General features: G+C 71.7%; 16 protein-coding genes and 1 tRNA gene. 11 read left to right on the top strand and 6 right to left on the bottom strand.

The window, feature by feature from the left end; genetic code table 11:
• The first annotated feature begins 20 nt into the window (after positions 1-20).
• Positions 21-2,999: an ATP-dependent helicase C-terminal domain-containing protein gene (locus TNCT6_RS23720; protein ID WP_141361901.1), complete on the top strand. Its 2,979-nt coding sequence runs from the start codon at positions 21-23 to the stop codon at positions 2,997-2,999.
• 120 nt (positions 3,000-3,119) lie between these two features.
• On the opposite strand, the gene TNCT6_RS23715 is transcribed toward TNCT6_RS23720, so the two are convergent.
• Positions 3,120-4,886: a lytic transglycosylase domain-containing protein gene (locus tag TNCT6_RS23715; RefSeq protein ID WP_141361899.1), complete on the bottom strand. Its 1,767-nt coding sequence runs from the start codon at positions 4,884-4,886 to the stop codon at positions 3,120-3,122.
• 284 nt (positions 4,887-5,170) lie between these two features.
• Here TNCT6_RS23715 and TNCT6_RS23710 point away from each other — a divergent pair, with 284 nt between their 5' ends.
• Entirely contained in the window at positions 5,171-6,118 is a 948-nt protein-coding gene (locus tag TNCT6_RS23710; protein ID WP_141361897.1) for a DUF4184 family protein, read from the top strand.
• Between the two features lie 35 nt (positions 6,119-6,153).
• Here the strand turns inward: TNCT6_RS23710 and TNCT6_RS23705 are convergent, their stop codons facing one another.
• Both TNCT6_RS23705 and polA read right to left on the bottom strand, forming a co-directional pair.
• The gene (locus TNCT6_RS23705) at positions 6,154-6,540 is read right to left on the bottom strand and encodes a hypothetical protein (protein WP_253266206.1); all 387 of its coding nucleotides are present in this window, start codon (positions 6,538-6,540) and stop codon (positions 6,154-6,156) included.
• 697 nt (positions 6,541-7,237) lie between these two features.
• Positions 7,238-9,964 (bottom strand): DNA polymerase I, encoded by a 2,727-nt coding sequence (polA, locus tag TNCT6_RS23700; RefSeq protein WP_141361895.1) that lies wholly within the window; start codon positions 9,962-9,964, stop codon positions 7,238-7,240.
• A 201-nt stretch (positions 9,965-10,165) separates the two neighbouring features.
• On the opposite strand from polA, the gene TNCT6_RS23695 reads away from it, so the two are divergent.
• The 8 genes from TNCT6_RS23695 to TNCT6_RS23660 all read left to right on the top strand — a co-directional run bounded on the left by TNCT6_RS23695 (position 10,166) and on the right by TNCT6_RS23660 (position 20,284).
• Positions 10,166-12,445 carry an FdhF/YdeP family oxidoreductase gene (locus tag TNCT6_RS23695; RefSeq protein ID WP_141361893.1) on the top strand — a complete coding sequence of 760 codons (2,280 nt, stop codon included), beginning with the start codon at positions 10,166-10,168 and terminating at the stop codon, positions 12,443-12,445.
• A gap of 85 nt (positions 12,446-12,530) precedes the next feature.
• Positions 12,531-13,016 (top strand): PaaI family thioesterase, encoded by a 486-nt coding sequence (locus TNCT6_RS23690; RefSeq protein ID WP_141361891.1) that lies wholly within the window; start codon positions 12,531-12,533, stop codon positions 13,014-13,016.
• Between the two features lie 567 nt (positions 13,017-13,583).
• A complete protein-coding gene (locus TNCT6_RS23685) occupies positions 13,584-14,216 on the top strand; it encodes a Tat pathway signal sequence domain protein (RefSeq protein ID WP_141361889.1) in 633 nt (210 codons plus the stop codon).
• Between the two features lie 287 nt (positions 14,217-14,503).
• Positions 14,504-15,736 carry a branched-chain amino acid ABC transporter substrate-binding protein gene (locus TNCT6_RS23680; RefSeq protein WP_172632999.1) on the top strand — a complete coding sequence of 411 codons (1,233 nt, stop codon included), beginning with the start codon at positions 14,504-14,506 and terminating at the stop codon, positions 15,734-15,736.
• 113 nt (positions 15,737-15,849) lie between these two features.
• Positions 15,850-16,779 carry a branched-chain amino acid ABC transporter permease gene (locus TNCT6_RS23675; protein WP_141361885.1) on the top strand — a complete coding sequence of 310 codons (930 nt, stop codon included), beginning with the start codon at positions 15,850-15,852 and terminating at the stop codon, positions 16,777-16,779.
• 5 nt (positions 16,780-16,784) lie between these two features.
• A complete protein-coding gene (locus tag TNCT6_RS23670; protein WP_141361883.1) occupies positions 16,785-18,617 on the top strand; it encodes a branched-chain amino acid ABC transporter permease in 1,833 nt (610 codons plus the stop codon).
• 3 nt (positions 18,618-18,620) lie between these two features.
• On the top strand, positions 18,621-19,571 hold the full coding sequence (locus TNCT6_RS23665) for an ABC transporter ATP-binding protein (protein WP_141361881.1): 951 nt from the start codon (positions 18,621-18,623) through the stop codon (positions 19,569-19,571).
• Positions 19,568-20,284, top strand: a complete 717-nt coding sequence (locus TNCT6_RS23660) for an ABC transporter ATP-binding protein (protein ID WP_141361879.1) — start codon at positions 19,568-19,570, stop codon at positions 20,282-20,284. The genes TNCT6_RS23665 and TNCT6_RS23660 overlap by 4 nt, the downstream gene beginning before the upstream one ends.
• A gap of 87 nt (positions 20,285-20,371) precedes the next feature.
• Here TNCT6_RS23660 and TNCT6_RS23655 read toward each other — a convergent pair whose 3' ends face one another.
• Positions 20,372-21,043: an ANTAR domain-containing response regulator gene (locus TNCT6_RS23655; RefSeq protein WP_141361877.1), complete on the bottom strand. Its 672-nt coding sequence runs from the start codon at positions 21,041-21,043 to the stop codon at positions 20,372-20,374.
• Between the two features lie 106 nt (positions 21,044-21,149).
• On the opposite strand from TNCT6_RS23655, the gene TNCT6_RS23650 reads away from it, so the two are divergent.
• Positions 21,150-21,222, top strand: a tRNA-Leu gene (locus tag TNCT6_RS23650).
• Between the two features lie 29 nt (positions 21,223-21,251).
• Here the strand turns inward: TNCT6_RS23650 and pyk are convergent.
• Positions 21,252-22,688 (bottom strand): pyruvate kinase, encoded by a 1,437-nt coding sequence (pyk, locus tag TNCT6_RS23645; protein WP_141361875.1) that lies wholly within the window; start codon positions 22,686-22,688, stop codon positions 21,252-21,254.
• Between the two features lie 158 nt (positions 22,689-22,846).
• The gene (locus tag TNCT6_RS23640; protein ID WP_141361873.1) at positions 22,847-23,566 is read right to left on the bottom strand and encodes an SIMPL domain-containing protein; all 720 of its coding nucleotides are present in this window, start codon (positions 23,564-23,566) and stop codon (positions 22,847-22,849) included.
• Positions 23,567-23,625: the final 59 nt, after the last annotated feature.

The raw sequence follows: 23,625 nt of genomic DNA, 5'->3' as shown, positions 1-23,625 counted from the left end.
GGGAGTACGGGACTGAGCGCGTGATCCGCCACGACGAGCTGGGCGCGTTGCCGGTGCGCGGCGCGCTGCCGGCCCTTCACGAGGCCCTGGACGGCCACGGGACCGCGGTCCTGGTGGCACCGCCCGGCACGGGCAAGACCACGCTGGTGCCTCTGGCGCTGGCCGGGCTGCTGGGTGAGCGGCCCGCACGGCGGGTGGTCGTGGCCGAGCCGCGGCGGATCGCGGCGCGTGCGGCGGCCCGGCGGATGGCGTGGCTGCTGGGCGAGAAGGTCGGCGAGAGCGTCGGCTACACCGTGCGCGGGGAGCGTGTCGTCGGACGCCACGCGCGCGTGGAGGTCGTCACGACCGGTGTGCTGCTCCAGCGGCTCCAGCGGGACCAGGAGCTGGCGGGCGTCGACGTGGTGGTGCTCGACGAGTGCCACGAGCGGCATCTGGACGCGGACACGGTGGCGGCGTTCCTGTGGGACGTGCGCGAGGCACTGCGGCCGGAGCTGCGTCTTGTGGCCGCCTCGGCCACCACGGACGCGCGCGTGTGGGCGCGGCTGCTGGGCGGGGCGCCGGTGGTCGAGGCGCACGGCGTGTCGCATCCGGTGGAGGTGCTGTGGGCGCCGCCGGCCCGGCCGGTACGGCCGCCGCACGGGATGCGGGTGGACCCCGCGCTGCTGACGCATGTGGCGTCGGTGGTGCGGCGGGCGCTGGCCGAGCGCGCGGGGGACGTGCTGTGCTTCCTTCCGGGCGTGGGCGAGATCGGGCGTGTCGCGGGTCTGCTGGAGGATCTCGGGGACGTGGACGTGCTCCAGGTGCACGGGCGGGCGCCGGCGGACGTTCAGGACGCGGTACTGGTGCCGGGGCGGCGGCGCCGCGTGGTGCTCGCGACCTCGGTCGCCGAGTCGTCGCTGACGGTGCCCGGGGTGCGGGTGGTCGTCGACTCGGGGCTCGCGCGGGAGCCCCGCGTGGACCACGCGCGCGGGCTGAGCGCGCTGACGACGGTACGGGCCTCGCGGGCCTCCGGGCGGCAGCGGGCGGGACGTGCCGGACGCGAGGCGCCGGGCGCGGTGTACCGGTGCTGGGCAGAGGCCGAGGAGGCACGTCTGCCCGCCTTTCCCGCGCCGGAGATCAAGGTGGCGGATCTGACGGCGTTCGCCCTTCAGGCCGCCTGCTGGGGCGATCCGGACGCTTCCGGCCTCGCGTTGCCGGACCCGCCGCCGGGCGGGGCGATGGCGGCGGCCCGGGAGGTGCTGACGGCCGTGGGCGCGGTGGACCCCGCCGGACGGGCCACGGACCGGGGGCGGTCGCTGGCGCGGCTGGGGGTGCATCCACGGCTGGGGCGGGCCCTGCTGGACGCGTCCGCCGTCGGCGGGGCCGAGCGGGCCGCGGAGGTCGTGGCGCTGCTGAGCGAGGAGCTGCCGCGGGAGTACGGGGACGATCTCACCGCGGCGCTGCGGGCCGCCCGGCGCGGCGGTGACGCGTACGCGACGCGGTGGCGAGCGGAGGTCCGGCGACTGCGGGCCGCCGTGTCGGAGGTCTCCGACAGGTCCACCGGGACGGCGCGCTCACGGACGGACCGCCAGGCCGAGGCGGTGGGCCCGGAGGGGAACAACGCGGAAGCGCTGCCCGGTGCCGGACGCGGGGGCCGACCGGGGGCCGCCGGGGCTACGGGCCTCGCCGGGCCCCCACCCGCACACTCACGGACCGACCGCGAAGCGAGGGCCGTGGGCCCGGCAGGGAAGAACGCGGACGTGCCGACCGGTGGCGGGAACGGGAGCGGGGGCCGAGGGGAGGCCGCCGGGGCTACGGGCCTCGCCGGGCCCCCAGCCGCACGCTCACGGAGCGATCGCGAAGCAGGGGCGATGGGCCCGGAAGGGAAGAACGCCGACGCACTGCCCGGTGCCAGGCGCGGGGGCCGAGCGGAGGCCGCCGCGGATACAGGCCTCGCCGGGCCCCCACCCGCACACTCACGGACCGACCGCGAAGCGAGGGCCGTGGGCCCGGCAGGGAAGAACGCCGACGCGCCGGCCGGTGGCGGGGGCATGGGGCTCGTTGGACTTGTTGCCGCTCTTGCCTTTCCGGAGCGGGTGGCCCGGCTCGACGGCGGCTCGTATCTCATGATCTCCGGGACCCGGGCGGAACTCACGGACGGGTCCCCGCTGTGGGGCGCGCCCTGGATCGCCGTCGCCGTGGCCGATCGGCCGGTGGGCAGGCGGCACGCGCGCGTGCAGCTCGCCGCGGTCGTCGACGAGGACGTCGCCCGGCTCGCGGCCGGGGCGCTCCACGCGGAACAGGACGAGGTGCGCTGGGGCGACGGGGACGTCGTCGCGCGGCGGGTCGAGCGGCTGGGGGCCGTGGAGCTGGCGGTGCGGCCCCTGGCGGACGCCGGGCCCGGTCTCGTACGGGCGGCGCTGCTCGACGGGTTGCGGCAGGAAGGGTTCGGGCCGCTGCGCTGGTCGGCGGAGGCGGAGGTGCTGCGGCAGCGGCTCGCCTTCCTGCGCCGGCACCTCGGTGAGCCCTGGCCCGACGTGTCCGACGACGCGCTGCACGCGCGCGTGGACGAGTGGCTGGAACCGCAGCTCGGGCGGGCCCGGCGACGCGCGGACCTGGCGCGGATCGACGCCGGGCAGGCGCTGACCCGGCTGCTGCCCTGGGCCTCCGGCGACGCCGTCCGGCTGGACGAGCTGGCCCCGGAACGGCTCACGGTGCCCAGCGGGTCCCGGATCCGGGTCGACTACGCGGATCCCGAACGGCCCGTGCTCGCCGTGAAGCTCCAGGAGATGTTCGGCCTGGACGACTCGCCCACGGTCGCCGGGGTCCCGGTCCTGGTGCACCTCCTCTCCCCGGCCGGGCGTCCCGCCGCCGTCACCGCCGACCTCGCCTCCTTCTGGCGGACCGGCTACCGGGACGTACGGGCGGAGCTGCGCGGGCGGTATCCGAAGCACCCCTGGCCCGAGGACCCGGCGTCCGCGGAGCCGACCCGGCACACCAACGCCCGGCTCAGGCGCTGACCGGTACGGGACTCCGTTCGGCTTCCCTCCCCCGGGCGGGGGTCGAGCGGGCCGGCCGCCGGACATCATGAGGGCGCCCCGCCGCTGCGGCGGGGCGCCCTCATGATGTCCGTGCCGGTGCTACGAGGATGCCGACGGGCTGGGGGACGGCTCGGCCGAGGTGTCGGCCGCCGCCACCTTCAGCTCCACGGTCAGCGTCGCGCCACCGGCCGTGGTGATGCGCAGCAGGAACGTGCCGGTGGTGTCGTCCGCGTACAGCTTCGGCAGCCTCAGCAGGCCGTTGGCGTCCGTCTGGAGGTCCTTCAGGGTGCGTACGGGCTTGCCGTCGGCGTCCTTGAAGTAGGGGCCCTTGTCGTTCTGGGCGGGGTCGTCGGCCGACTTGACGAGGGTTGCGGTGGCCGCGACCCGGTCCGCGACGGCGCCCTTGTAGGTGGCCTTGACCTCGACCTGGTCGGCGAACTCGCCGCCCGGGGTGCAGACCAGTGCGGTGTCGGTGGTGCGGGTGAGGGCGTCGGCGGCGCGCTCGGTGACCGTGGCCGTGTAGTCGACGCCGGGGAGCGTACGGCCGACGACCGCCGCCTGGACGGTGAAGTCGCCCGTCTTCTCGCCGGCCCGCAGCGCGGGTGCGACGGCCACGCCGGAGGCGTCGGTGGCCACGGTGGCGACCTTCTCGCCGCCGGTGAAGGCGGCGTCGGTGCCGCCGGTGATCGTGAACCGGATCCGAACCTTGCCGACGGCCTTGTCGTCCCTGGTCACGGCACGGGTGCTGATCTTCTCCGCGAACGCGTCGCCGGCCATGGCGGTGAGCTTGCCCGTGCCCGCGTCCTGGAGGTGGTGCACGGTGTCGGTCGCGGTGGGCGGCGCGGTGGGCGTGCCCGGGGTGGACGGCGGAGTCGGCTCGGACGGCGGGGACGGCTGCGCCGGCTGGGACGGTTTCGGGCTCGCGGAGCCGCCGCCCTGCTTGCCGGGCGTGGCGGGCTTGCCGGAACCGCCGGGCTTGTCGCTCGCCCGCGGGGCGGGCGGCTGCGGGGTCGGACCGGGGTCCGCGCCGGGCGTGTGGTCGCTGCGGTGGGACGGCAGGGGGCCGGTCCCGTCCGGGACGGAGTGGCTGCCCTTGCGGTAGAACTCCAGCCACGTCAGGACGGTGTTCAGATAGTCCGTCGAGTTGTTGTAGCTGAGGATCGCGCTCCGGAGGTCGGCGTCGGTGGACAGGTCCCAGCCGTAGCGGCACAGGTAGTGACCGGCCGCGAGGGCCGCGTCGTAGATGTTGTTGGGGTCCTTCTTGCCGTCGCCGTTGCCGTCGCGGCCCGCCCAGGCCCAGGTGGAGGGGATGAACTGCATGGGCCCGACCGCGCGGTCGTACCTGCTGTCCCCGTCGTACTGGCCGTGGTCGGTGTCGCTGATGTGGGCGAAGCCGTTGCCGTCGAGGACCGGGCCGAGGATCGGGGACACCGTGGTGCCGTCGGCGCCGACGTTGCCGCCGCGGGCGTGTCCGGACTCGACCTTGCCTATGGCGGCGAGCAGTTGCCAGGGCAGGTTGCAGCCCGGCTTGGACGCGCGCAGTTCGGCCTCGGCCTTCTTGTAGGCGTCGAGCACGGTGGCGGGTATGCCGGACTCGGCCGGGCCCTTGGAGATCGGGGTGCCGACGACGGGCGCCGGGCTGGGGCTGTTGAGGGGCGGCAGGTCCGTGTAGTACGGCGAGTCGCCGGTCGCGCTGTCGTCGGTGTTCCCGTCGGGCAGGGGCGTCGCCCCGGCCGCGGACTGTCTGCCGTGGTCGTCGACGGTGACGCCGGGAGCCTGCGAGGCGGCCAGAGCCGCGACCGCCGCTGCGGCCACGGCCGTGGTTGCCGCTCCCTTGCGCAGCCTGCTGCCGAAATGCGCCGCCATAGAGTGAGCCCCTCCTGTGGACGCCCGGGCGTCCGTCTCTGTCTGTCCGTTCGCCCTGTTGTGACGATCGACCCGTGTGACTGGTTGCCCTCGCGGAGCCTCACGGTTGACGAATCCAGGTGACCCTACGACAACTTCCCTCGCATAGGGACCCGTTCACGTCCGATTTTCACCGGTTGGCCACGACTGGTTAACGGGTGCGCCCCTCGCGCGACGCGCATACTGGACGGCGATGATCACACGGGCCCGCCGGCCCGGTCGACGCGTGCCAGGAGGAGCCCCCGTTGCCGTTCACTCTGAGCCATGCGGCGGCCGTACTTCCCGCGGTGCGCGGCGACGGAACGGGGCGCGGTCGGCTGGTCCCGTCGGTGCTCGTGGCCGGCTCCTTCGCGCCCGATCTGACCTATTACACGGCGGGAGTTGTGCCCGGGGCGATGGAGTTCGGCACGGTCACGCACTCCTTCGCCGGGGTCTTCACCCTCGATGTGCTCGTCGCCTGGCTGCTGGTCATGGTGTGGCTGCTGCTGCGCGAGCCGCTCGTCGCGCTGCTGCCGCGCGCCCGGCAGGGGCGGTCGGCGGCGCTGACGCGGTGCGGTACGCCCTGGACGCGACCGCGCCCGGCGTCGGTGCCGTGGTGGTACGCCTCGGCCGCGCTGGGCGCGCTGACGCACGTGGTGTGGGACGCGTTCACCCACCACGACCGGTGGGGGATGCGGCTGTTCCCCGTGCTGGGCCGACAGTTGGCCGGGGCACCCGTCTACTGGTACTTGCAGTACGGCAGCTCGGCGGTGGCGGCGGTCGTGATCGCCGGGTTCCTGGTGCACGCGCTGCGGCGGGCTCCGGCGGGTGAGCCGGTGGGGGTCCCCGAGTTGTCGGTACGGGACCGGCGGCGGGCCTTCGCCGTGATCGCGGTCTGCGCGGTCGCCGGTGCCGTGCAGCGGACCTGGCACTGGTGGACGGGCCGGGGGTCGACGGCCGCTCTCTGGGAACTGATTCCGACCCTCTGCTTCGGCGCGGGCGCGGGCCTGGCCGTGGGTCTGCCCCTGCACGCCCTGGACGTCAGGCTCCGGCGTGGTGTCCGGGCTCCGGGCGGCGGGGACGGTGTGCCGGGGACGGACGGATCGGTCGGTTCCGGCCATGAGGCGAGCTGTGCCGGTGCGGCTGGTGCTGGTGCTGGTGCTGGTGTCTCTGGCGGTCGCGGCGGTGGGAGCGGCTCGGCGTCCGCAGGTTGACGGGTCCCGTCACTTGGAGGCCGATCCGGCCGGTCTCAGTGGTTCCGGCGGTCCTGACGGGAGCGGTGTGCGGGCGGGCCGCCCGGCCGGTCTCCGGTGCTGGTCGCGGTGGCGACGAAGACGGTGACGCTGCGCACGGGGCGATGTCGGTGCAGCGGGGAGAGGAGCAGCGCGAGGTAGCCGCGCGCGGTGTCCGCCCACAAGCACCAGGGGTGTGTCTCCCCGAGGACGGGATCGCCGCGGCCGCACCGGTCGCGGAGCCGTCTCGCGGCACGGCGCAGGGTCGCCGTCAGATCCGCGGGAACGCGGGCCGTACTGGCGTCGGCCGCGACGGGCCGGACCGACGGAGGTGGTCCTGCCGGAACCTCGTCCATGTCCGCCCGAATCACCGCCGGTCGGCGGTTGAGCATGCGTATACCCATGCCCGCATCCTGTCGGCCGCGGCGCACGGCTGCGCCTCTGCGGGGTCCACGTGAGTGACGAGCCCTGCCGCGCGTGCGCCACGGGAGGGAAGACCCCGCCGTGACCACGCCAAAGCTCGCGGAGCCACCCCCAGAGACCGGCACGCAATACCCACGGAACGCACGGAACGCACGGAGCCCACGGGGCTCCAGCCCCCAGACCCCAGGCAGGATGTTCACGGCGAGGGCCACCCCGCGCCGTGACCCGCCCGTGGCGGCAGGGCTTCCGAGCCGGGCGGTTGCCCGCGCGGGCGGCGCCGCGGAACCACGGCGAAGGGACGGCCGGCCGAGCCACCGTCGCGGAGGCCCCACCGCACCAAACGCCCCCGCCATACCGCCGCAGACCGACGGGCCTCCCCCGCCACACGGCACGCCCCGCAGGCCGCGCCGGGCCGGCGGGCCTTCCGGGCCGGACGGTGCTCAGTGCGCCCCCGCGGGCCGCGCTGCGGAACCGCCATGGAAGGCATGGCCGGCCGAGCCACCGTCGCAGGGCGTCGCGTCGCCCGGGCATCCCTGCCACGCCATCGCGGACCGGCACGACTCCCAAGCCGGACGGTGCACCCCCCAGGCCGCGCTGCGGGGCACCCACGAAGGCACGGCCGCCACGAGCCGCCGTCGCGGGGGATGCCGGGGCACCCAGCCACGCCCCCGCCGCAGGCTAGTGTGCCGCCGACTCCCAGTCCGGGCCCACGCCGACGGAGACGTCCAGGGGGGCCCTGAGCTGTACCGCGCCGGCCATCTCGTGGCGGACGATCCGCTCCACGGTCTCGCGTTCGCCGGGGGCGATCTCCAGGACGATTTCGTCGTGGACCTGGAGGAGCATGCGGGAGGCGAGGCCCGCCTCGCGCAGGGCGCGGTCCACGTGCAGCATTGCGATCTTGACGATGTCGGCCGCCGTGCCCTGGATCGGTGCGTTGAGGGCCATGCGCTCGGCCATCTCGCGGCGCTGGCGGTTGTCGCTGTTGAGGTCGGGCAGATAGCGGCGGCGGCCGAAGAGGGTCTCGGTGTAGCCGGTCGCCCGCGCCTCCTCGACCACGCGGCGCAGATAGTCCCGTACGCCGCCGAAACGCTCGAAGTAGGCGTCCATCAGGCCGCGCGCCTCGGCCGCCTCGATGTTCAGCTGCTGGGAGAGGCCGAAGGCCGACAGCCCGTAGGCCAGGCCGTAGGACATCGCCTTGATCTTGCGCCGCATCTCCGCGTCCACCGCCGAGCGGTCGACGCCGAAGACCTGCGAGGCCGCCGTGGTGTGCAGGTCCTCGCCGGACGTGAACGCCTCGATCAGGCCCGCGTCCTCGGACAGGTGGGCCATCACGCGCAGTTCGATCTGGCTGTAGTCGGCCGTCATCAGCGACTCGAAGCCCTCGCCGACCACGAAGCCGCGCCGGATGGCCCGGCCCTCGTCGGTGCGGACGGGGATGTTCTGAAGGTTCGGGTCCGTCGACGACAGGCGGCCGGTCGCGGCGACCGTCTGGTTGAACGTGGTGTGGATCCGGCCGTCGGCCGCGATCGTCTTGATCAGGCCCTCGACGGTGACGCGCAGCTTCGCCTGCTCGCGGTGGCGGAGCATGATGACCGGCAGTTCGTTGTCCGTCTGGGTGGCCAGCCATGCCAGGGCGTCGGCGTCGGTGGTGTAGCCCGTCTTCGTCTTCTTCGTCTTCGGCAGGGCCAGTTCGCCGAAGAGGACTTCCTGCAGCTGCTTGGGCGAGCCGAGGTTGAACTCGTGCCCGGCCGCCGCGTGCGCCTCCTTCACGGCCTGCTGCACCGCGCCCGCGAACGTCTGCTCCATCGCTTCGAGGTGGGAGCGGTCCGCCGCGATGCCGTGCCGCTCCATGCGGGCCAGCAGCACGGACGTCGGCAGTTCCACGTCGCGCAGCAGGTCGGCCGCGCCGACCTCCGGAAGGCGCGCCTCGAAGGCCTCACCGAGGTCGAGGACGGCCCGGGCCTGGATCATCAGGGCCTCGGCCTCGGCTCCCTCGTCCGCGCCGAAGGCGAGCTGACCGTCGGCCGCGGCGGCGGGGGCCAGCTCCCGGTGCAGGTACTCCAGGGACAGCGCGTCCAGGTCGAAGGAGCGGCGGCCCGGCTTGACCAGGTAGGCGGCGAGCGCGGTGTCCATGGCGGCGCCCTCGATGGTCCAGCCGTGCTCGGCGAAGACCCGCATGGCGCCCTTGGCGTTGTGGAAGACCTTGGGCCGTTCCGCGTCGGCCAGCCAGGCCGCGAACGCGCTCTCGTCCGCCTCGTCCAGCTGCGAGGGGTCGAACCACGCGGCCGCTCCCCCGGGCGCGGCGAGCGCGATCTCGGCGACCGAGCCCGCGCCCAGCGCCCAGGTGTCGACGGTGGCCACGCCGAGCACCTGCGTGCCGTGCTCGGCGAGCCAGCCGGCCAGCTCGCCGGTGCCGAGCACGGTGCCGTCCAGCTGCACCCCGTCCGTCGTGATCGGGGTGGTCTCGGCCTCCTCGGCGCCCGGGTCCACGGCGTAGAGCCGCTCGCGCAGGGAGGGGTTGCGGATCTCCAGGGTGTCCAGGACCATCGCGACGGCCTTGCGGTCGTACGGCGTGCGGGCGAGGTCGGTGACCGCCTTGGGCAGCTCCACGCTCCGCTCCAGCTCGGTGAGCCGGCGGTTGAGCTTGACGGACTCCAGGTGGTCGCGCAGGTTCTGGCCGGCCTTGCCCTTGACCTCCTCGACCCGCTCCACGAGCTGGGCGAACGAACCGAACTGGTTGATCCACTTCGCGGCCGTCTTCTCACCGACACCGGGGATGCCCGGCAGGTTGTCCGACGGGTCGCCGCGCAGCGCCGCGAAGTCCGGGTACTGGGCCGGCGTCAGTCCGTACTTCTCGATCACCTTCTCCGGGGTGAACCGGGTCAGCTCGGAGACGCCCTTGGTGGGGTAGAGCACCGTCGTGTGCTCGGAGACCAGCTGGAAGGAGTCGCGGTCGCCGGTGACGATCAGCACCTCGAAGCCCTCGGCCTCGGCCTGGGTGGCGAGGGTGGCGATCACGTCGTCCGCCTCGTACCCCTCGACGGCGAAGCGGGAGGCGTTCATCGCGTCGAGCAGTTCGCCGATCAGCTCGACCTGGCCCTTGAACTCGTCCGGGGTCTTGGAGCGGTTCGCCTTGTACTCGGTGAACTCCGCGGAGCGCCAGGTCTTGCGGGAGACGTCGAAGGCGACCGCGAAGTGCGTCGGCTCCTCGTCACGCAGGGTGTTGGCCAGCATCGACGCGAAGCCGTAGATGGCGTTCGTCGGCTGGCCCGTCGCGGTCGTGAAGTTCTCCGCGGGCAGCGCGAAGAACGCGCGGTAGGCCAGCGAGTGCCCGTCCATGAGCATCAGCCGCGGCCGGGCGCCGCCGGGGGTGGTGTCGGTCTTCTTCGATGCTGTCTCTGCCACGTCCCCGATCCTGCCACGTGCCACTGACAGCCGGGCCCGCCGCCCGCCTCCGTGACCCCCGGGACGGGCCGCCCCGGGTCCGGCCTGCCCGGCCGTCGCGCGGGGCCTTCCCGGCCGGCGTCCCCGGCCGTAAGCCCTGTCAGGGGGCCGTGCGAGGATCGGAGACGTTCTTCACACACCGCAGTCGAAGGAGAGCGTGCGATGGCAACGAAGCCGCCCATGGGTGATCCGGTTCAGGACGCGCCGCAGGTAGCCGAGCCGCAGCACGCGGCGGCCGGGCTGCCGGCCATCGGCCACACGCTGCGGATCGCCCAGCAGCAGATGGGGGTGAGGCGCACCGCGCTGACCCTGCTGCGGGTCAACCAGAAGGACGGCTTCGACTGCCCGGGCTGTGCCTGGCCGGAGCCGGAGCACCGGCACACGGCGGAGTTCTGCGAGAACGGCGCGAAGGCGGTCGCCGAGGAGGCCACCCTGCGCCGGGTCACCCCGGAGTTCTTCACCGCACACTCCGTTTCCGACCTGGCGGACCGGAGCGGGTACTGGCTGGGCCAGCAGGGGCGGCTCACCCACCCCATGTACCTGCCCGAGGGCGCCGATCACTACGAACCGGTCACCTGGGAGCGCGCCTTCGACATCGTCGCCGAGGAGATCGCCGCCCTCGGCTCCCCCGACGAGGCCCTCTTCTACACCTCCGGCCGCACCAGCAACGAGGCCGCGTTCCTCTACCAGCTCTTCGCGCGCGAGCTGGGCACCAACAACCTGCCCGACTGCTCCAACATGTGCCACGAGTCCTCCGGATCGGCCCTGTCGGAGACGATCGGGGTCGGCAAGGGCAGTGTGCTCCTGGAGGACCTCTACAAGGCCGACCTGATCATCGTCGCCGGGCAGAACCCGGGGACGAACCACCCCCGTATGCTCTCCGCCCTGGAGAAGGCCAAGGCGGGCGGCGCGAAGATCATCAGTGTCAATCCGCTGCCCGAGGCGGGTCTGGAGCGGTTCAAGAACCCGCAGACCCCGCAGGGCATGCTCAAGGGCGCCGCGCTCACCGACCTGTTCCTCCAGATCCGCATCGGCGGCGACCAGGCCCTCTTCCGCCTCCTCAACAAGCTGATCCTCGACACCGAGGGCGCGGTGGACGAGCAGTTCGTCCGCGAGCACACCCACGGCTACGAGGAGTTCGCGCAGGCCGCCGGCACCGCCGACTGGGACGAGACGCTCACCGCGACGGGGCTCACGCGCGCGGAGATCGACCGCGCGCTGGAGATGGTCCTCGCCTCCGAGCGCACCATCGTGTGCTGGGCGATGGGTCTGACCCAGCACAAGCACTCGGTGCCGACCATCCGCGAGGTGGTCAACTTCCTGCTGCTGCGCGGCAACATCGGCCGTCCGGGCGCGGGCGTGTGCCCGGTGCGCGGCCACTCCAACGTGCAGGGCGACCGCACGATGGGCATCTTCGAGCGCCCGGACCCCGACTTCCTGGACGCCCTGGAGAAGGAGTTCGGCTTCGCGCCGCCGCGCGAGCACGGCTACGACGTCGTACGGGCCATCCGCGCCCTGCGCGACGGTGAGGCGAAGGTGTTCTTCGCCATGGGCGGCAACTTCGTCTCCGCGTCCCCCGACACCGACGTCACCGAGGCCGCCATGCGGCGGGCCCGGCTGACGGTGCACGTGTCGACCAAGCTCAACCGCTCGCACGTGGTCACGGGCGCGCGTGCGCTGATCCTGCCCACCCTCGGCCGTACCGAGCGGGACGTGCAGGACGGCGGCGAGCAGTTCGTCACCGTCGAGGACTCCATGGGCATGGTGCACGCCTCCCGGGGCCGGCTGCGGCCCGCGGGCGCGCAGCTGAAGTCGGAGCCGGCCATCGTGTGCGGGCTGGCCCGCCGGGTGCTGGGCGAGAAGACCGTGGTGCCGTGGGAGGAGTTCGAGAACGACTACGCCGCGATCCGCGACCGGATCGCCCGGGTCGTCCCCGGCTTCGAGGACTTCAACGCGCGCGTGGCCCACCCCGGCGGCTTCGCGCTGCCGCACGCCCCGCGCGACGAGCGCCGCTTCCCGACGGCCACCGGCAAGGCCAACTTCACCGCCGCGCCGGTGGAGTACCCCGAACTGCCCGAGGGCCGGCTGCTGTTGCAGACACTGCGCTCGCACGACCAGTACAACACCACGGTGTACGGGCTCGACGACCGCTACCGGGGGATCAAGAACGGCCGGCGGGTGGTGCTGGTCAACCCGGAGGACGCGCGGGCGCTGGGGGTGGCCGACGGGTCGTACGTGGATCTGGTCGGTGAGTGGAAGGACGGCGTGGAGCGGCGGGCGCCGGGCTTCCGGGTCGTGCACTATCCGACGGCCCGGGGCTGTGCCGCGTCGTACTACCCGGAGACCAACGTGCTGGTGCCGCTGGACGCCACCGCCGATACCAGCAACACCCCGGCCAGCAAGTCCGTCGTGGTGCGTCTGGAACAATCGGCGGCCGACTGAGCGTTCGCTCAGTGAATGCGGTGGCCGGGTCGACGCCGAACCGGACGACGCCGAGCCGATCAAGGACGAAACGGAGCCGGACCCCATGGGCGAGCAGCAGAACGTGAAGTTCCCGCAGGAAGTCCTCGACGAGTACGCCGCGCTCGGCGTCGACCTGCCCGCCCTCTTCTCCGCCGGACACCTCGGCACCCGCATGGGCGTCCAGATCCTGGAGGCGTCCGCCGAGCGCGTCGTCGGCACCATGCCGGTGGAGGGCAACACCCAGCCCTACGGGCTGCTGCACGGCGGCGCCTCAGCCGTCCTCGCCGAGACCCTCGGCTCGGTCGGTGCCATGCTGCACGGCGGCAGCTCCAAGATCGCCGTCGGCGTCGACCTGAACTGCACCCATCACCGCGGGGCGCGCTCCGGTCTGGTCACCGGCGTGGCCACACCCGTCCACCGGGGACGCTCGACGGCGACGTACGAGGTCGTCATCAGCGACGAGGAGGGCCGGCGGGTGTGCAGTGCCCGCCTGACCTGCCTGCTGCGCGACGCGAAGCCCGGCGACGGCCCCGCCGGCGCGGCCGGCTGAGCCGCTGCGCCACGAAGGCGTCTGCGCCACCATTGCCCCCGGACACCGGGCCGCCTAGCTTCTTGCCATGACAACGGGAGGAGCCCCCCGGCCGGGGGCGCGGTCGAGCCGGTCCTGCCGCCAACTACCGCCCCTGCCGCACGCGTCGGCGGCCATCCCGGGCGGGCGGACACCCGGCGGACCCACACCCGTCGGACCTGCCCAGGCCCAGCCGACACCCGGCGGACCCACACCCGTCGGACCTGCCCAGGCCCAGCCGACACCCGCCGGGCCTGCCCAGGCCGAACCCACACCCACCGGGCACACCCACACCGAACCCTCACCCGCCGGGCCTCCTCCCGCCAAGCCCACACCCACCGGGCACGGCACCGCACCCCCGGCACCACCCCGGAACCCGCCCGGACACGGCACCGCACCCCCGGCACCACCCCGGCTCGCCCCGCACCGGCCGGGCCCCGAGGGGAGGCGCCAAGCCGCCTGCCCCGTCGGCGAACTGACGTGCCGTCGATCAGCAGGAGACCGCCCCGGCCGGCATCGAGTCGGCGCGCCCGGCGGGAGGCCGTTGCCGTGAGCGGCGTCGGGCCCCTCGAACCGGGCGAGGGCACGCGCGCGTGGGGTACGCCCGACCCGGACGACCCACCCCGCACCGGCGGCCTCGCGCACACCCCTCTCGCGCGGCTGTACTGGCGGCACCGCCGCGCCGCCCTCACGGCCCTGACGTTCGCTCTCCTCCTCGCGGGCGGCGGCTACCTGTTCGCCACCCGCCAGGACGCGCCGCAGCCCCGGCCGCAGCCTCCGGCGCCGCCTTACCCCTCTCTGGTGACCGACGTGTCCTACCTGGACGCGGTCGCCGCACCCGGCGACGCCGGAACCAGGACATTCAGCTTCGCGGTGCTGGTCAGCGTGCAGTCCGGTCCGCCCGTGACCGTCACCGGCATCACCCAGCCGTACGCGGGACTTTCCCTCACCTCCGAGCCCCGCACCCCATTCCGCACGAGGGCGGGATCCGCCCACAAAGTTGTGATCACCATGCATGTGAAGGAATGCGGAAAAGTGCCGGGGAACGCCGGACTCCCTTTCCTGGACGTAACACTGCGTAATAAGCGCGCAATCCAGGTGCACAGTTTCATCCTCGGGCCACGCTATGCACAGAGCCTCTCCCAGGCCCTGCAAGTCGCCTGCGGCAACGGTTCGTTGTAATCACCAAAACTGGTGAGACGCCTGAACGCAGCGCCGCGCGTCCTGCGGGTTCTCAGAATCCGGACCGGGCGAATCTGCCTGAATTCCACACTTCCACCCGCCGCGCACCGCTCTGCATTACGTCGTGTCATAACAAGAGAGTCACAGCCTTGGCCAAGCTCTCCTCGACGTTCCCTGAGCACGCCTAGAGTCACCGCCAGTCACGGCGCGTCGGATTACCTCTTCGACTCCGCGCTCGACTCGACCTCTTCCAGGGGGGAGGGGCCGTGCCAGGGAAAGGACTGATCGTGCGTCAACGTTCACTCATCGCCATTACCGCAGCGCTGGCAGCGGGAGCACTCACCCTCACCGCCTGCGGCTCGCGGGGTGGCGGAGACAAGGGTTCGGACTCCGGCAACGGTGGCACCACCGTGGTCATCGGCGTCGACGCCCCGCTGACCGGCGACCTGTCCGCCATGGGTCTCGGCATCAAGAACTCCGCCGACCTCGCCGCCAAGACGGCCAACAAGCAGAAGTTCGTCGAGGGCGTCACCTTCAAGATCCAGGCCCTGGACGACCAGGCCCAGCCCTCCTCGGGCCAGCAGAACGCCGTCAAGCTCGTCGCCAACAAGGACGTCCTCGGCGCCGTCGGCCCCCTCAACTCCTCCGTCTCGGAGTCCATGCAGAAGGTCTTCGACGACGCCAAGCTGGTCCAGGTCTCCCCCGCCAACACCGGCCCCTCGCTCAGCCAGGGCCCCGACTGGCGGACCAAGAAGGTGCGCCAGTACAAGTCGTACTTCCGCACCGCGACCACGGACGCCATCCAGGGCCCGTTCGCCGCCCAGTACGTCTACAACATGGCGAAGAAGACGAAGGTCTTCGTCATCGACGACAAGAAGACCTACGGTGCCGGCCTGGCCGGCACCTTCACCGACGAGTTCAAGAAGCTCGGCGGCAAGGTCGTCGGCACCGAGCACATCAACCCCGACACCAAGGACTTCTCCGCGGTCGCCACCAAGGTCAAGAAGTCCGGCGCGGACATCGTCTACTACGGCGGCGAGTACCCGCAGGCCGGCCCGCTCAGCAAGCAGATCAAGGCCGCCGGCGCCAAGATCCCGCTCATCGGCGGCGACGGCATCAACGACGCCAAGTTCATCGAGCTGGCCGGCCCCGACAGCGGCGGCGACCTCGCCACCTCCGTCGGCACCCCGGTCGAGGAACTCGACTCCGCCAAGCAGTTCACGGCCGACTACAAGGCCGCCGGCTACAAGGAGGAGTACTCCGCCTACGGCGGCTACTCCTACGACTCCGCCTGGGCCATCATCGAGGCCGTCAAGAAGGTCGTCGACGACAACGGCGGCAAGCTGCCCGACGACGCCCGCGCCAAGGTCACCGAGGCCATGCAGAACGTCTCCTTCGACGGAGTGACCGGCAAGGTCTCCTTCGACGAGTTCGGCGACGCCACCAACAAGCAGCTCACCGTCTACGCCGTCAAGAACGGCGCCTGGGAGTCGGTCCACTCCGGGACCTTCACGGGCTGAGTCACCACCAGCACCGCTCAACCGTCGCGCGGGGCGCTGTTCCACTGGCGCCCCGCGCGCACGCGCATCCGGCCCCAATCCGTCAAACATCCGAACGTCTCGGAGGACATGCGGTGAACGAACTGCCGCAGCAGCTGGTCAACGGCCTGCTACTGGGATCCATGTACGGGCTCGTCGCCATCGGCTACACGATGGTCTATGGCATCGTCCAGCTCATCAACTTCGCCCATGGCGAGATCTTCATGACCGGCGCCTTCGGGGCACTCTCGGTCTACCTGTGGCTGCCGGGCGGCACCACCATGTGGGTCACGCTGCCACTCATGCTCGTCGGCGCCATCATCGTCGCCGTGCTCGTCGCCATCGGGGCGGAACGGTTCGCCTACCGCCCCCTGCGCGGCGGCCCACGCCTGGCGCCCCTGATCACCGCGATCGGCCTCTCCCTCGCGCTCCAGCAGGCGGTGTGGGCCTGGTACCCGGACGCCAAGTCCGCGCGCACCTTCCCGCAGATCGCCGGAGGCCCCTTCGAGATCGGCAGCGTCACCATCCAGACCGGTGACATCTTCCTCCTCTGCGCCGCGCCCCTCAGCATGGCCATCCTCGCCTACTTCGTCATGAAGACCCGTACCGGACGAGGCATGCAGGCCACCGCGCAGGACCCGGACACCGCCAAGCTGATGGGCGTCAACACCGACCGCATCATCGTGGTCGCCTTCGCCCTCGGTGCCACGTTCGCCGCCGTCGGATCCGTCGCCTACGGCCTGAAGTACGGCGAGATCCAGTTCCGGATGGGCTTCATCCTCGGCCTGAAGGCCTTCACCGCGGCCGTCCTCGGCGGCATCGGCAACATCTACGGCGCCATGATCGGCGGCATCGTCCTCGGCGTCGCCGAGACCCTCGCCACCGCCTACATCTCCGACATCCCCGGCATGCACCAGTTCGGCAGCCAGTCCTGGGCCGACGTCTGGGCGTTCGTACTCCTCATCCTCGTGCTGCTGTTCAGGCCCCAGGGCCTGCTCGGCGAGCGCGTGGCGGACAGGGCGTGACACCGATGACCACACAGACCACCGCACCCGACGCCGCCGGCGCACCCACCGCCGGCAGCGCCGCCCCCACCGGCCTCATCCGCCTGCCCGAGCACATCGGCCTCGCCCTGGCCACCGGCGGCTCCGTCCTGACCGTCGTCTCCGCCTTCCTCGCCTGGACCTGGACCTCCGAATTCCCCGGCGACCTCACCGTCTACGGCTACCCGGGCGGCCTCCAAGTCCTCGTCCTCATCGGCGGAGTGCTCACCACCCTCCTCGGCCTCGCCGCCTACGGAGTCAAGGGCCTCGGCTGGCTCGTGCCCGCCGGCGGCAACGGCGCGCTCACCCTGGCCGCACTCGGCACCTTCGGCACCGCCTGGTACACCATCCTCGCGATCAGCGGCAAGCTCGGCGGACTGGTCAACCTCGAACCGGGCGCCTGGATCCTCGCCGTGGCCACCGTCCTCACCGTGATCGGTGTGCTCTCCCTGCCGTTCGAGCGGCCGGCGACCGAGCCCGCCGACCCCGAGGACGGCGCCTGGGACCGGATACGCCACAACACGCGCAACAAGCTCGCCGTGGCCCGGGCCGCCATCCCCTCCGGCACCCCCGCCCCGGCCCGCGCCCTGCCGGTCTACGCCGAGATCCTCATCATCATCGTGGCCATGGCCATCGGCCTCACCGTCTTCACGTACGGCATCAGCACCTCGTACGACGAGCTCTTCATCGGCTTCCTCATCACCGTCGGCTTCGGCTTCGCCGCGATCTTCAAGGCCGGGCTCGTGGCCCGTGTCTCGGCGATCACCAGCAAGCACCGGAACATCACCATGCTCGGCGCCTTCGTGGCCGCCGCCGCCTTCCCCTTCACCCAGTCCGACGACCAGTACGCGGCGATCGGCGTCTACATCCTGATCTTCGCCACCGTCGCACTCGGCCTGAACATCGTCGTCGGCCTCGCCGGTCTGCTCGACCTCGGTTACGTCGCCTTCCTCGGTGTCGGCGCCTACACCGCGGCTCTGGTCTCCGGCTCGCCGTCCTCGCCCCTGAACCTCCATCTGCCGTTCTGGGCCTCGGCGTTGCTCGGTGGTGTGGTCGCCATGATCTTCGGCGTCCTCATCGGCGCCCCCACCCTGCGGCTGCGCGGCGACTACCTCGCCATCGTCACCCTCGGCTTCGGCGAGATCTTCCGGATCGGCGTCCTCAACATGGACGGCACCTCCGGGCCCGACGTCACCAACGGCTCCAACGGCATCTCGTCGGTCCCGAACCTGAACATCCTCGGCTTCGACTTCGGCCAGGAGCACACCTTCCTCGGGTTCACCATCGCCCGGTTCGCCAACTACTTCCTGCTGATGCTCCTCATCACGCTGATCGTCGTGGTGGTCTTCCGGCGCAGCAGCGACTCCCGCATCGGCCGCGCCTGGATCGCCATCCGCGAGGACGAGACCGCCGCGCGCGCCATGGGCATCAACGGCTTCCGCGTCAAGCTCGTCGCCTTCGCCCTCGGCGCCACCCTGGCCGGCCTCGCCGGCGCCGTCCAGGCCCATGTCACCTACACCGTGACCCCCGAGCAGTACCAGTTCGCCCACGTCGTGCCGCCCAACTCCGCCTTCCTGCTCGCCGCGGTCGTCCTCGGCGGCATGGGCACCATCAGCGGCCCCCTGGTCGGCGCGGCGCTGCTCTACCTCATCCCGGCCAAGCTCCAGTTCCTCGGCGACTACCAGCTGCTGGCCTTCGGTCTCGCACTCGTACTGCTGATGCGCTTCCGCCCGGAAGGCCTCATCCCCAACCGGCGCCGCCAGCTCGAGTTCCACGAGCAGACGGAGGCACCCGCGGTCCTCAGCAAGGCAGGGGTCTGACCCATGACTACCGACACCACCACCAGGGACACCGCGCCCGCCGCGGCCGCGCCGGGCGAGACGGTCCTCGACGCACGCGGCGTCACCATGCGCTTCGGGGGTCTGACCGCCGTACGCGGAGTCGACCTCACCGTCCGCAGCGGCGAGATCGTGGGACTCATCGGCCCCAACGGCGCCGGCAAGACCACCTTCTTCAACTGCCTCACCGGGCTCTACATCCCCACCGAGGGCGAGGTCCGTTACAAGGGCGACGTCCTGCCGCCCAAGTCCTTCAAGGTCACCGCCGCCGGCATCGCCCGCACCTTCCAGAACATCCGTCTGTTCGCCAACATGACGGTCCTGGAGAACGTGCTCGTCGGCCGGCACACCCGCACCAAGGAAGGACTCTGGTCCGCCCTGCTGCGCGGCCCCGGATTCCACCGGGCCGAAGCCGCCTCCCGGGCACGGGCCATGGAGCTCCTGGAGTTCGTGGGCCTCGCCCACAAGGCCGAGCACCTCTCGCGCAACCTGCCCTACGGCGAGCAGCGCAAGCTGGAGATCGCCCGCGCCCTGGCCAGTGAACCGGGCCTGCTGCTCCTGGACGAGCCCACCGCAGGCATGAACCCGCAGGAGACCCGGGCCACCGAGGAACTGGTCTTCGCCATCCGGGACATGGGCATCGCGGTGCTCGTCATCGAGCACGACATGCGGTTCATCATGAACCTCTGCGACCGCGTCGCCGTGCTCGTCCAGGGCGAGAAGCTCATCGAGGGCGACAGCGCCACCGTCCAGCGCGACGAGCGCGTCGTCGCCGCCTACCTCGGCGAGCCCTTCGAGGGAGCGCCCGGAGCCGAGGAGGCCGCCGAGGTCGAGAACGCCGAGATGCAAGCCGCGGCGGCCGAGGCACAGGCAGAGGCGCAGGCAGAGGACGACACCCCGCAGGACGCCGCGCCCGGCAAGGAGAACGACCGATGACCGCACTGCTCGAAGTCGAGGACCTCCGCGTCGCCTACGGCAAGATCGAGGCCGTCAAGGGCATCTCCTTCACGGTCGAGGCCGGTCAGGTCGTCACCCTCATCGGCACCAACGGCGCCGGCAAGACCACCACGCTGCGCACCCTGTCCGGGCTGCTCAAGCCGGTCGGCGGGCACATCAGGTTCAACGGCAAGTCGCTGAAGAAGGTCCCCGCCCACCAGATCGTCTCGCTGGGACTCGCCCACTCCCCCGAGGGGCGGCACATCTTCCCGCGAATGACGATCGAGGACAATCTCCGGCTCGGCGCCTTCCTGCGCAAGGACAGGGAAGGGATCGAAAAGGACATTCAGCACGCCTACGATCTCTTCCCCATCCTGGGCGAACGCAGAAAGCAGGCGGCGGGCACCCTCTCCGGCGGCGAGCAGCAAATGCTCGCCATGGGCCGGGCACTGATGTCCCAGCCGAAACTGCTCATGCTCGACGAGCCCTCCATGGGTCTTTCGCCGATCATGATGCAGAAGATCATGGCGACCATCGCCGAACTGAAATCCCAGGGCACGACGATTCTGCTCGTCGAGCAGAACGCCCAGGCGGCGCTTTCCCTCGCCGACCAGGGACACGTCATGGAAGTCGGCAACATCGTGCTGTCCGGCACCGGCCAGGACCTGTTGCACGACGAGTCGGTCCGCAAGGCGTATCTGGGCGAGGACTGACCCGCCCGGTGACCACCGGAACGAGAATGGGCCCGCGTCCCCTGAGGGGACGCGGGCCCATTCCCTGTCGCTGCCGGTCCGCCCGGCTCAGTCCTTGTCGGGCCTGGCGCCCTTCGCGGCCTTCTTCTCCTCGCTGTCCTGGATGACCGCCTCCGCGACCTGCTGCATCGACATGCGGCGGTCCATCGAGGTCTTCTGGATCCAGCGGAACGCGGCCGGCTCGGTCAGCCCGTACTCCGTCTGAAGGATCGACTTGGCACGGTCGACCAGCTTGCGGGTCTCCAGCCGCTGGGCGAGGTCCGCGACCTCCTTCTCCAGTTCCTTCAGTTCGGTGAACCGCGAGACGGCCATCTCGATGGCGGGCACGACGTCGCTCTTGCTGAACGGCTTCACCAGGTACGCCATCGCCCCGGCGTCCCGGGCGCGCTCCACCAGGTCGCGCTGCGAGAAGGCGGTGAGCATGAGCACGGGCGCGATCCGCTCCTCCGCGATCCGCTCCGCCGCCGAGATGCCGTCGAGCTTGGGCATCTTCACATCGAGGATCACCAGGTCCGGGCGGTGCTCACGGGCCAGCTCCACGGCCCGCTCGCCGTCCCCGGCCTCACCGACGACCCGGTAGCCCTCTTCCTCCAGCATCTCTTTGAGGTCGAGCCGGATCAGCGCCTCGTCCTCGGCGATGACGACGCGGGTCGTCAGCGGAGGCACGTGCGACTTGTCGTCGTCGGACACGTCTACGGGCTCGGGCGACTCGGCGGTCACGGGGGCGCTCCTTGTTCCGGGGCGGGCGGGTACTGCTCCAAGAGCGTACCCAGCTGCGGTAAGGTGGGGGGACGGCGGGTGACCGTCGATCTTTGTTTCAAAGGGGGCCCCGGTAGCCCAGCGGTAGAGGCAATGGTCTCAAACACCATCCAGCGTCGGTTCGAATCCGACCCGGGGTACGTTTCCTCCGAATCCAAGGTCGCAAGTTCTACTTGGGAGTGTCGTCCTCCCCGATGTGGTGAACCCTGACCAGGTTCGTCGAGCCCGGCACCCCCGGGGGCGAGCCCGCTGTGATCACCACCACGTCGCCCTTCTCGCAACGGCCGTACCGCAGCAGCAGTTCGTCGACCTGGTCGACCATGGCGTCGGTCGAGTCGACGCGCGGCCCCAGGAATGTCTCCACGCCCCAGGTGGCGCTGAGTTGGGAACGGGTGGCCTGCTCCGTGGTGAAGGCCAGCAGCGGGATGGGTGAGCGGTAGCGGGAGAGCCGGCGGGCGGTGTCGCCCGACTGCGTGAAGGCGACCAGGAACCTGGCGCCGAGGAAGTCGCCGATCTCCGCCGCCGCGCGGGCGACCGCGCCGCCCTGGGTACGAGGCTTGTCGCGGTCGGTCAGCGGCGGCAGGCCCTGGGTGAGGAGGTCCTCCTCGGCCGCCGCGACGATGCGGGCCATCGTCCGCACCGTCTCCACCGGGTGCTTGCCCACACTGGTCTCGCCCGACAGCATCACCGCGTCCGTGCCGTCGAGCACCGCGTTGGCCACGTCCGAGGCCTCCGCGCGGGTCGGGCGGGAGTTGCCGATCATCGAGTCGAGCATCTGGGTGGCGACGATCACCGGCTTGGCGTTCCGCCGGGCCAGCTTGATCGCGCGCTTCTGGACGATGGGGACCTGCTCCAGCGGCATTTCCACACCCAGGTCGCCGCGGGCGACCATGATGCCGTCGAAGGCGGCCACGATGTCGTCGACGGCCTCCACCGCCTGCGGCTTCTCGATCTTGGCGATGACGGGGAGGCGGCGGCCCTCGTCGTCCATGACGCGGTGGACGTCGAGGATGTCCCGGCCACCGCGGACGAAGGACAGCGCGACGATGTCGAAGCCGGTGCGCAGCGCCCAGCGCAGGTCGTCCTCGTCCTTCTTGGACAGGGCGGGGACCGAGACGGCGACGCCCGGCAGATTGAGCCCCTTGTGGTCGGAGATCACGCCGCCCTCGATCACCCGGGTGCGCACGCGGGGGCCGTCGACGGCGGTGACCTCGAGGCCCACCTTGCCGTCGTCGACGAGGATGCGCTCACCGGGGGTGACGTCCTCGGCGAGGCCGGCGTGGGTGGTGCCGCAGATGTGCCGGTCGCCCTCGACGCCCTCCTCGACGGTGATGGTGAAGGTGTCGCCGCGTTCGAGGAGTACGGGTCCTTCGCGGAAGCGGCCGAGCCGGATCTTCGGGCCCTGAAGGTCGGCGAGTATTCCGACGCTGCGTCCGGTCTCGTCGGCGGCCCGGCGCACGTGCCGGTAACGCTCCTCGTGCTCGGCGTGGCCGCCGTGGCTGAGGTTCAGTCGGGCGACGTCCATTCCGGCGTCGACCAGTGCCCTGATCTGGTCGTACGTGTCGGTGGCGGGCCCCAGAGTACAGACGATCTTTGCTCGGCGCATGATGTGAGCCTAGGCCTTACCAGTGGGTAGACGATTGGTACGACGTGACTACTCAACAACCTTTGAATGAAGGAGTATTGACAACTGTTGAACTGTGGGGGGCGGCACTCCGACGAGCGTTCGCCCCGTTCGCGGACCGGAAGACGCAACTGACGTAATCACAGTCTGGGCGGTGCCATGGTGAATCGCGCGTCGAGTTGCGCGTGGATGTGCTGCCGCTCGGGTTCGAGGTCCAGGGGCGCGGTCTCGTCCTGCGGCGCCGGACCTCCGTAGGCCGCCGTCGCCCGCATCCGTCCGGGGGCCTGCGGCCGGAACGGGGCGCTCTCCGCTCCGATGTCGGCGATCTCGACGAGCGCGGTGAGCGTGGTGCCGAGCGCCTCGGCGTACTCCCTGGCCCGCTGGACGGCCTCCCGCACGGCCTGCCTGCGTGCCTCCCGGTGGGCCGGTGAGCCGGGGCGCAGCGACCACCAGGGACCATCCACCCGGGTGAGTTCCAAGTCGGCCAGTCGGGTGGCGAGTTCGCCGAGGGCGGTGAAGTCGGAGAGTTCGGCGGTGAGGCGGACGGCGCCGTGGTAGGTGCGGACGCGCTCGCCGCGGCCGTGCCGGGCCGGTTCGGGGGCGAGGGAGAAGGCGCCGGTCTCCAGGTGTTCGACCGCCTGGCCGTAGGACTTGACGAGGTCGAGGACGCGGGCGTTGCGCCGGGTGAGGTCGTCCAGGGCGGAACGGCGGTCCTTGCCGCGGGCGGTGACGGTGATGCCGATACGGGCGATCTCGGGGTCGACTTCGAGGTGTGCCTCACCGCGGACGGCGATCCGGGGTGCGTCGGGGGTGCCGTAGGGGACGGCGGGGACGGGTTCCGGTGCGGGGGCTGAGGTCATACGTCCCACTCTGTCACCGGTGCCCTGTTTTTCGCGCCTGTCGGTCACCAGATCGCAAC

It is taken from the genome of Streptomyces sp. 6-11-2 (assembly GCF_006540305.1).
Lineage (GTDB): Bacteria > Actinomycetota > Actinomycetes > Streptomycetales > Streptomycetaceae > Streptomyces.
The sequence above is the reverse complement of the archived record's forward strand: the minus strand, read 5'-3'. Positions and strand labels throughout refer to the sequence as shown.

Coding starts and splice junctions, on each gene's coding strand:
- TNCT6_RS23715 (WP_141361899.1), bottom strand. CDS start 4,886: ATGGCGGCGCATTTCGGCAGCAGGCTGCGCAAGGGAGCGGCAACCACG.
- TNCT6_RS23705 (WP_253266206.1), bottom strand. CDS start 6,540: ATGGGTATACGCATGCTCAACCGCCGACCGGCGGTGATTCGGGCGGAC.
- TNCT6_RS23695 (WP_141361893.1), top strand. CDS start 10,166: ATGGCAACGAAGCCGCCCATGGGTGATCCGGTTCAGGACGCGCCGCAG.
- TNCT6_RS23690 (WP_141361891.1), top strand. CDS start 12,531: ATGGGCGAGCAGCAGAACGTGAAGTTCCCGCAGGAAGTCCTCGACGAG.
- TNCT6_RS23670 (WP_141361883.1), top strand. CDS start 16,785: ATGACCACACAGACCACCGCACCCGACGCCGCCGGCGCACCCACCGCC.
- TNCT6_RS23665 (WP_141361881.1), top strand. CDS start 18,621: ATGACTACCGACACCACCACCAGGGACACCGCGCCCGCCGCGGCCGCG.
- TNCT6_RS23660 (WP_141361879.1), top strand. CDS start 19,568: ATGACCGCACTGCTCGAAGTCGAGGACCTCCGCGTCGCCTACGGCAAG.
- pyk (WP_141361875.1), bottom strand. CDS start 22,688: ATGCGCCGAGCAAAGATCGTCTGTACTCTGGGGCCCGCCACCGACACG.
- TNCT6_RS23640 (WP_141361873.1), bottom strand. CDS start 23,566: ATGACCTCAGCCCCCGCACCGGAACCCGTCCCCGCCGTCCCCTACGGC.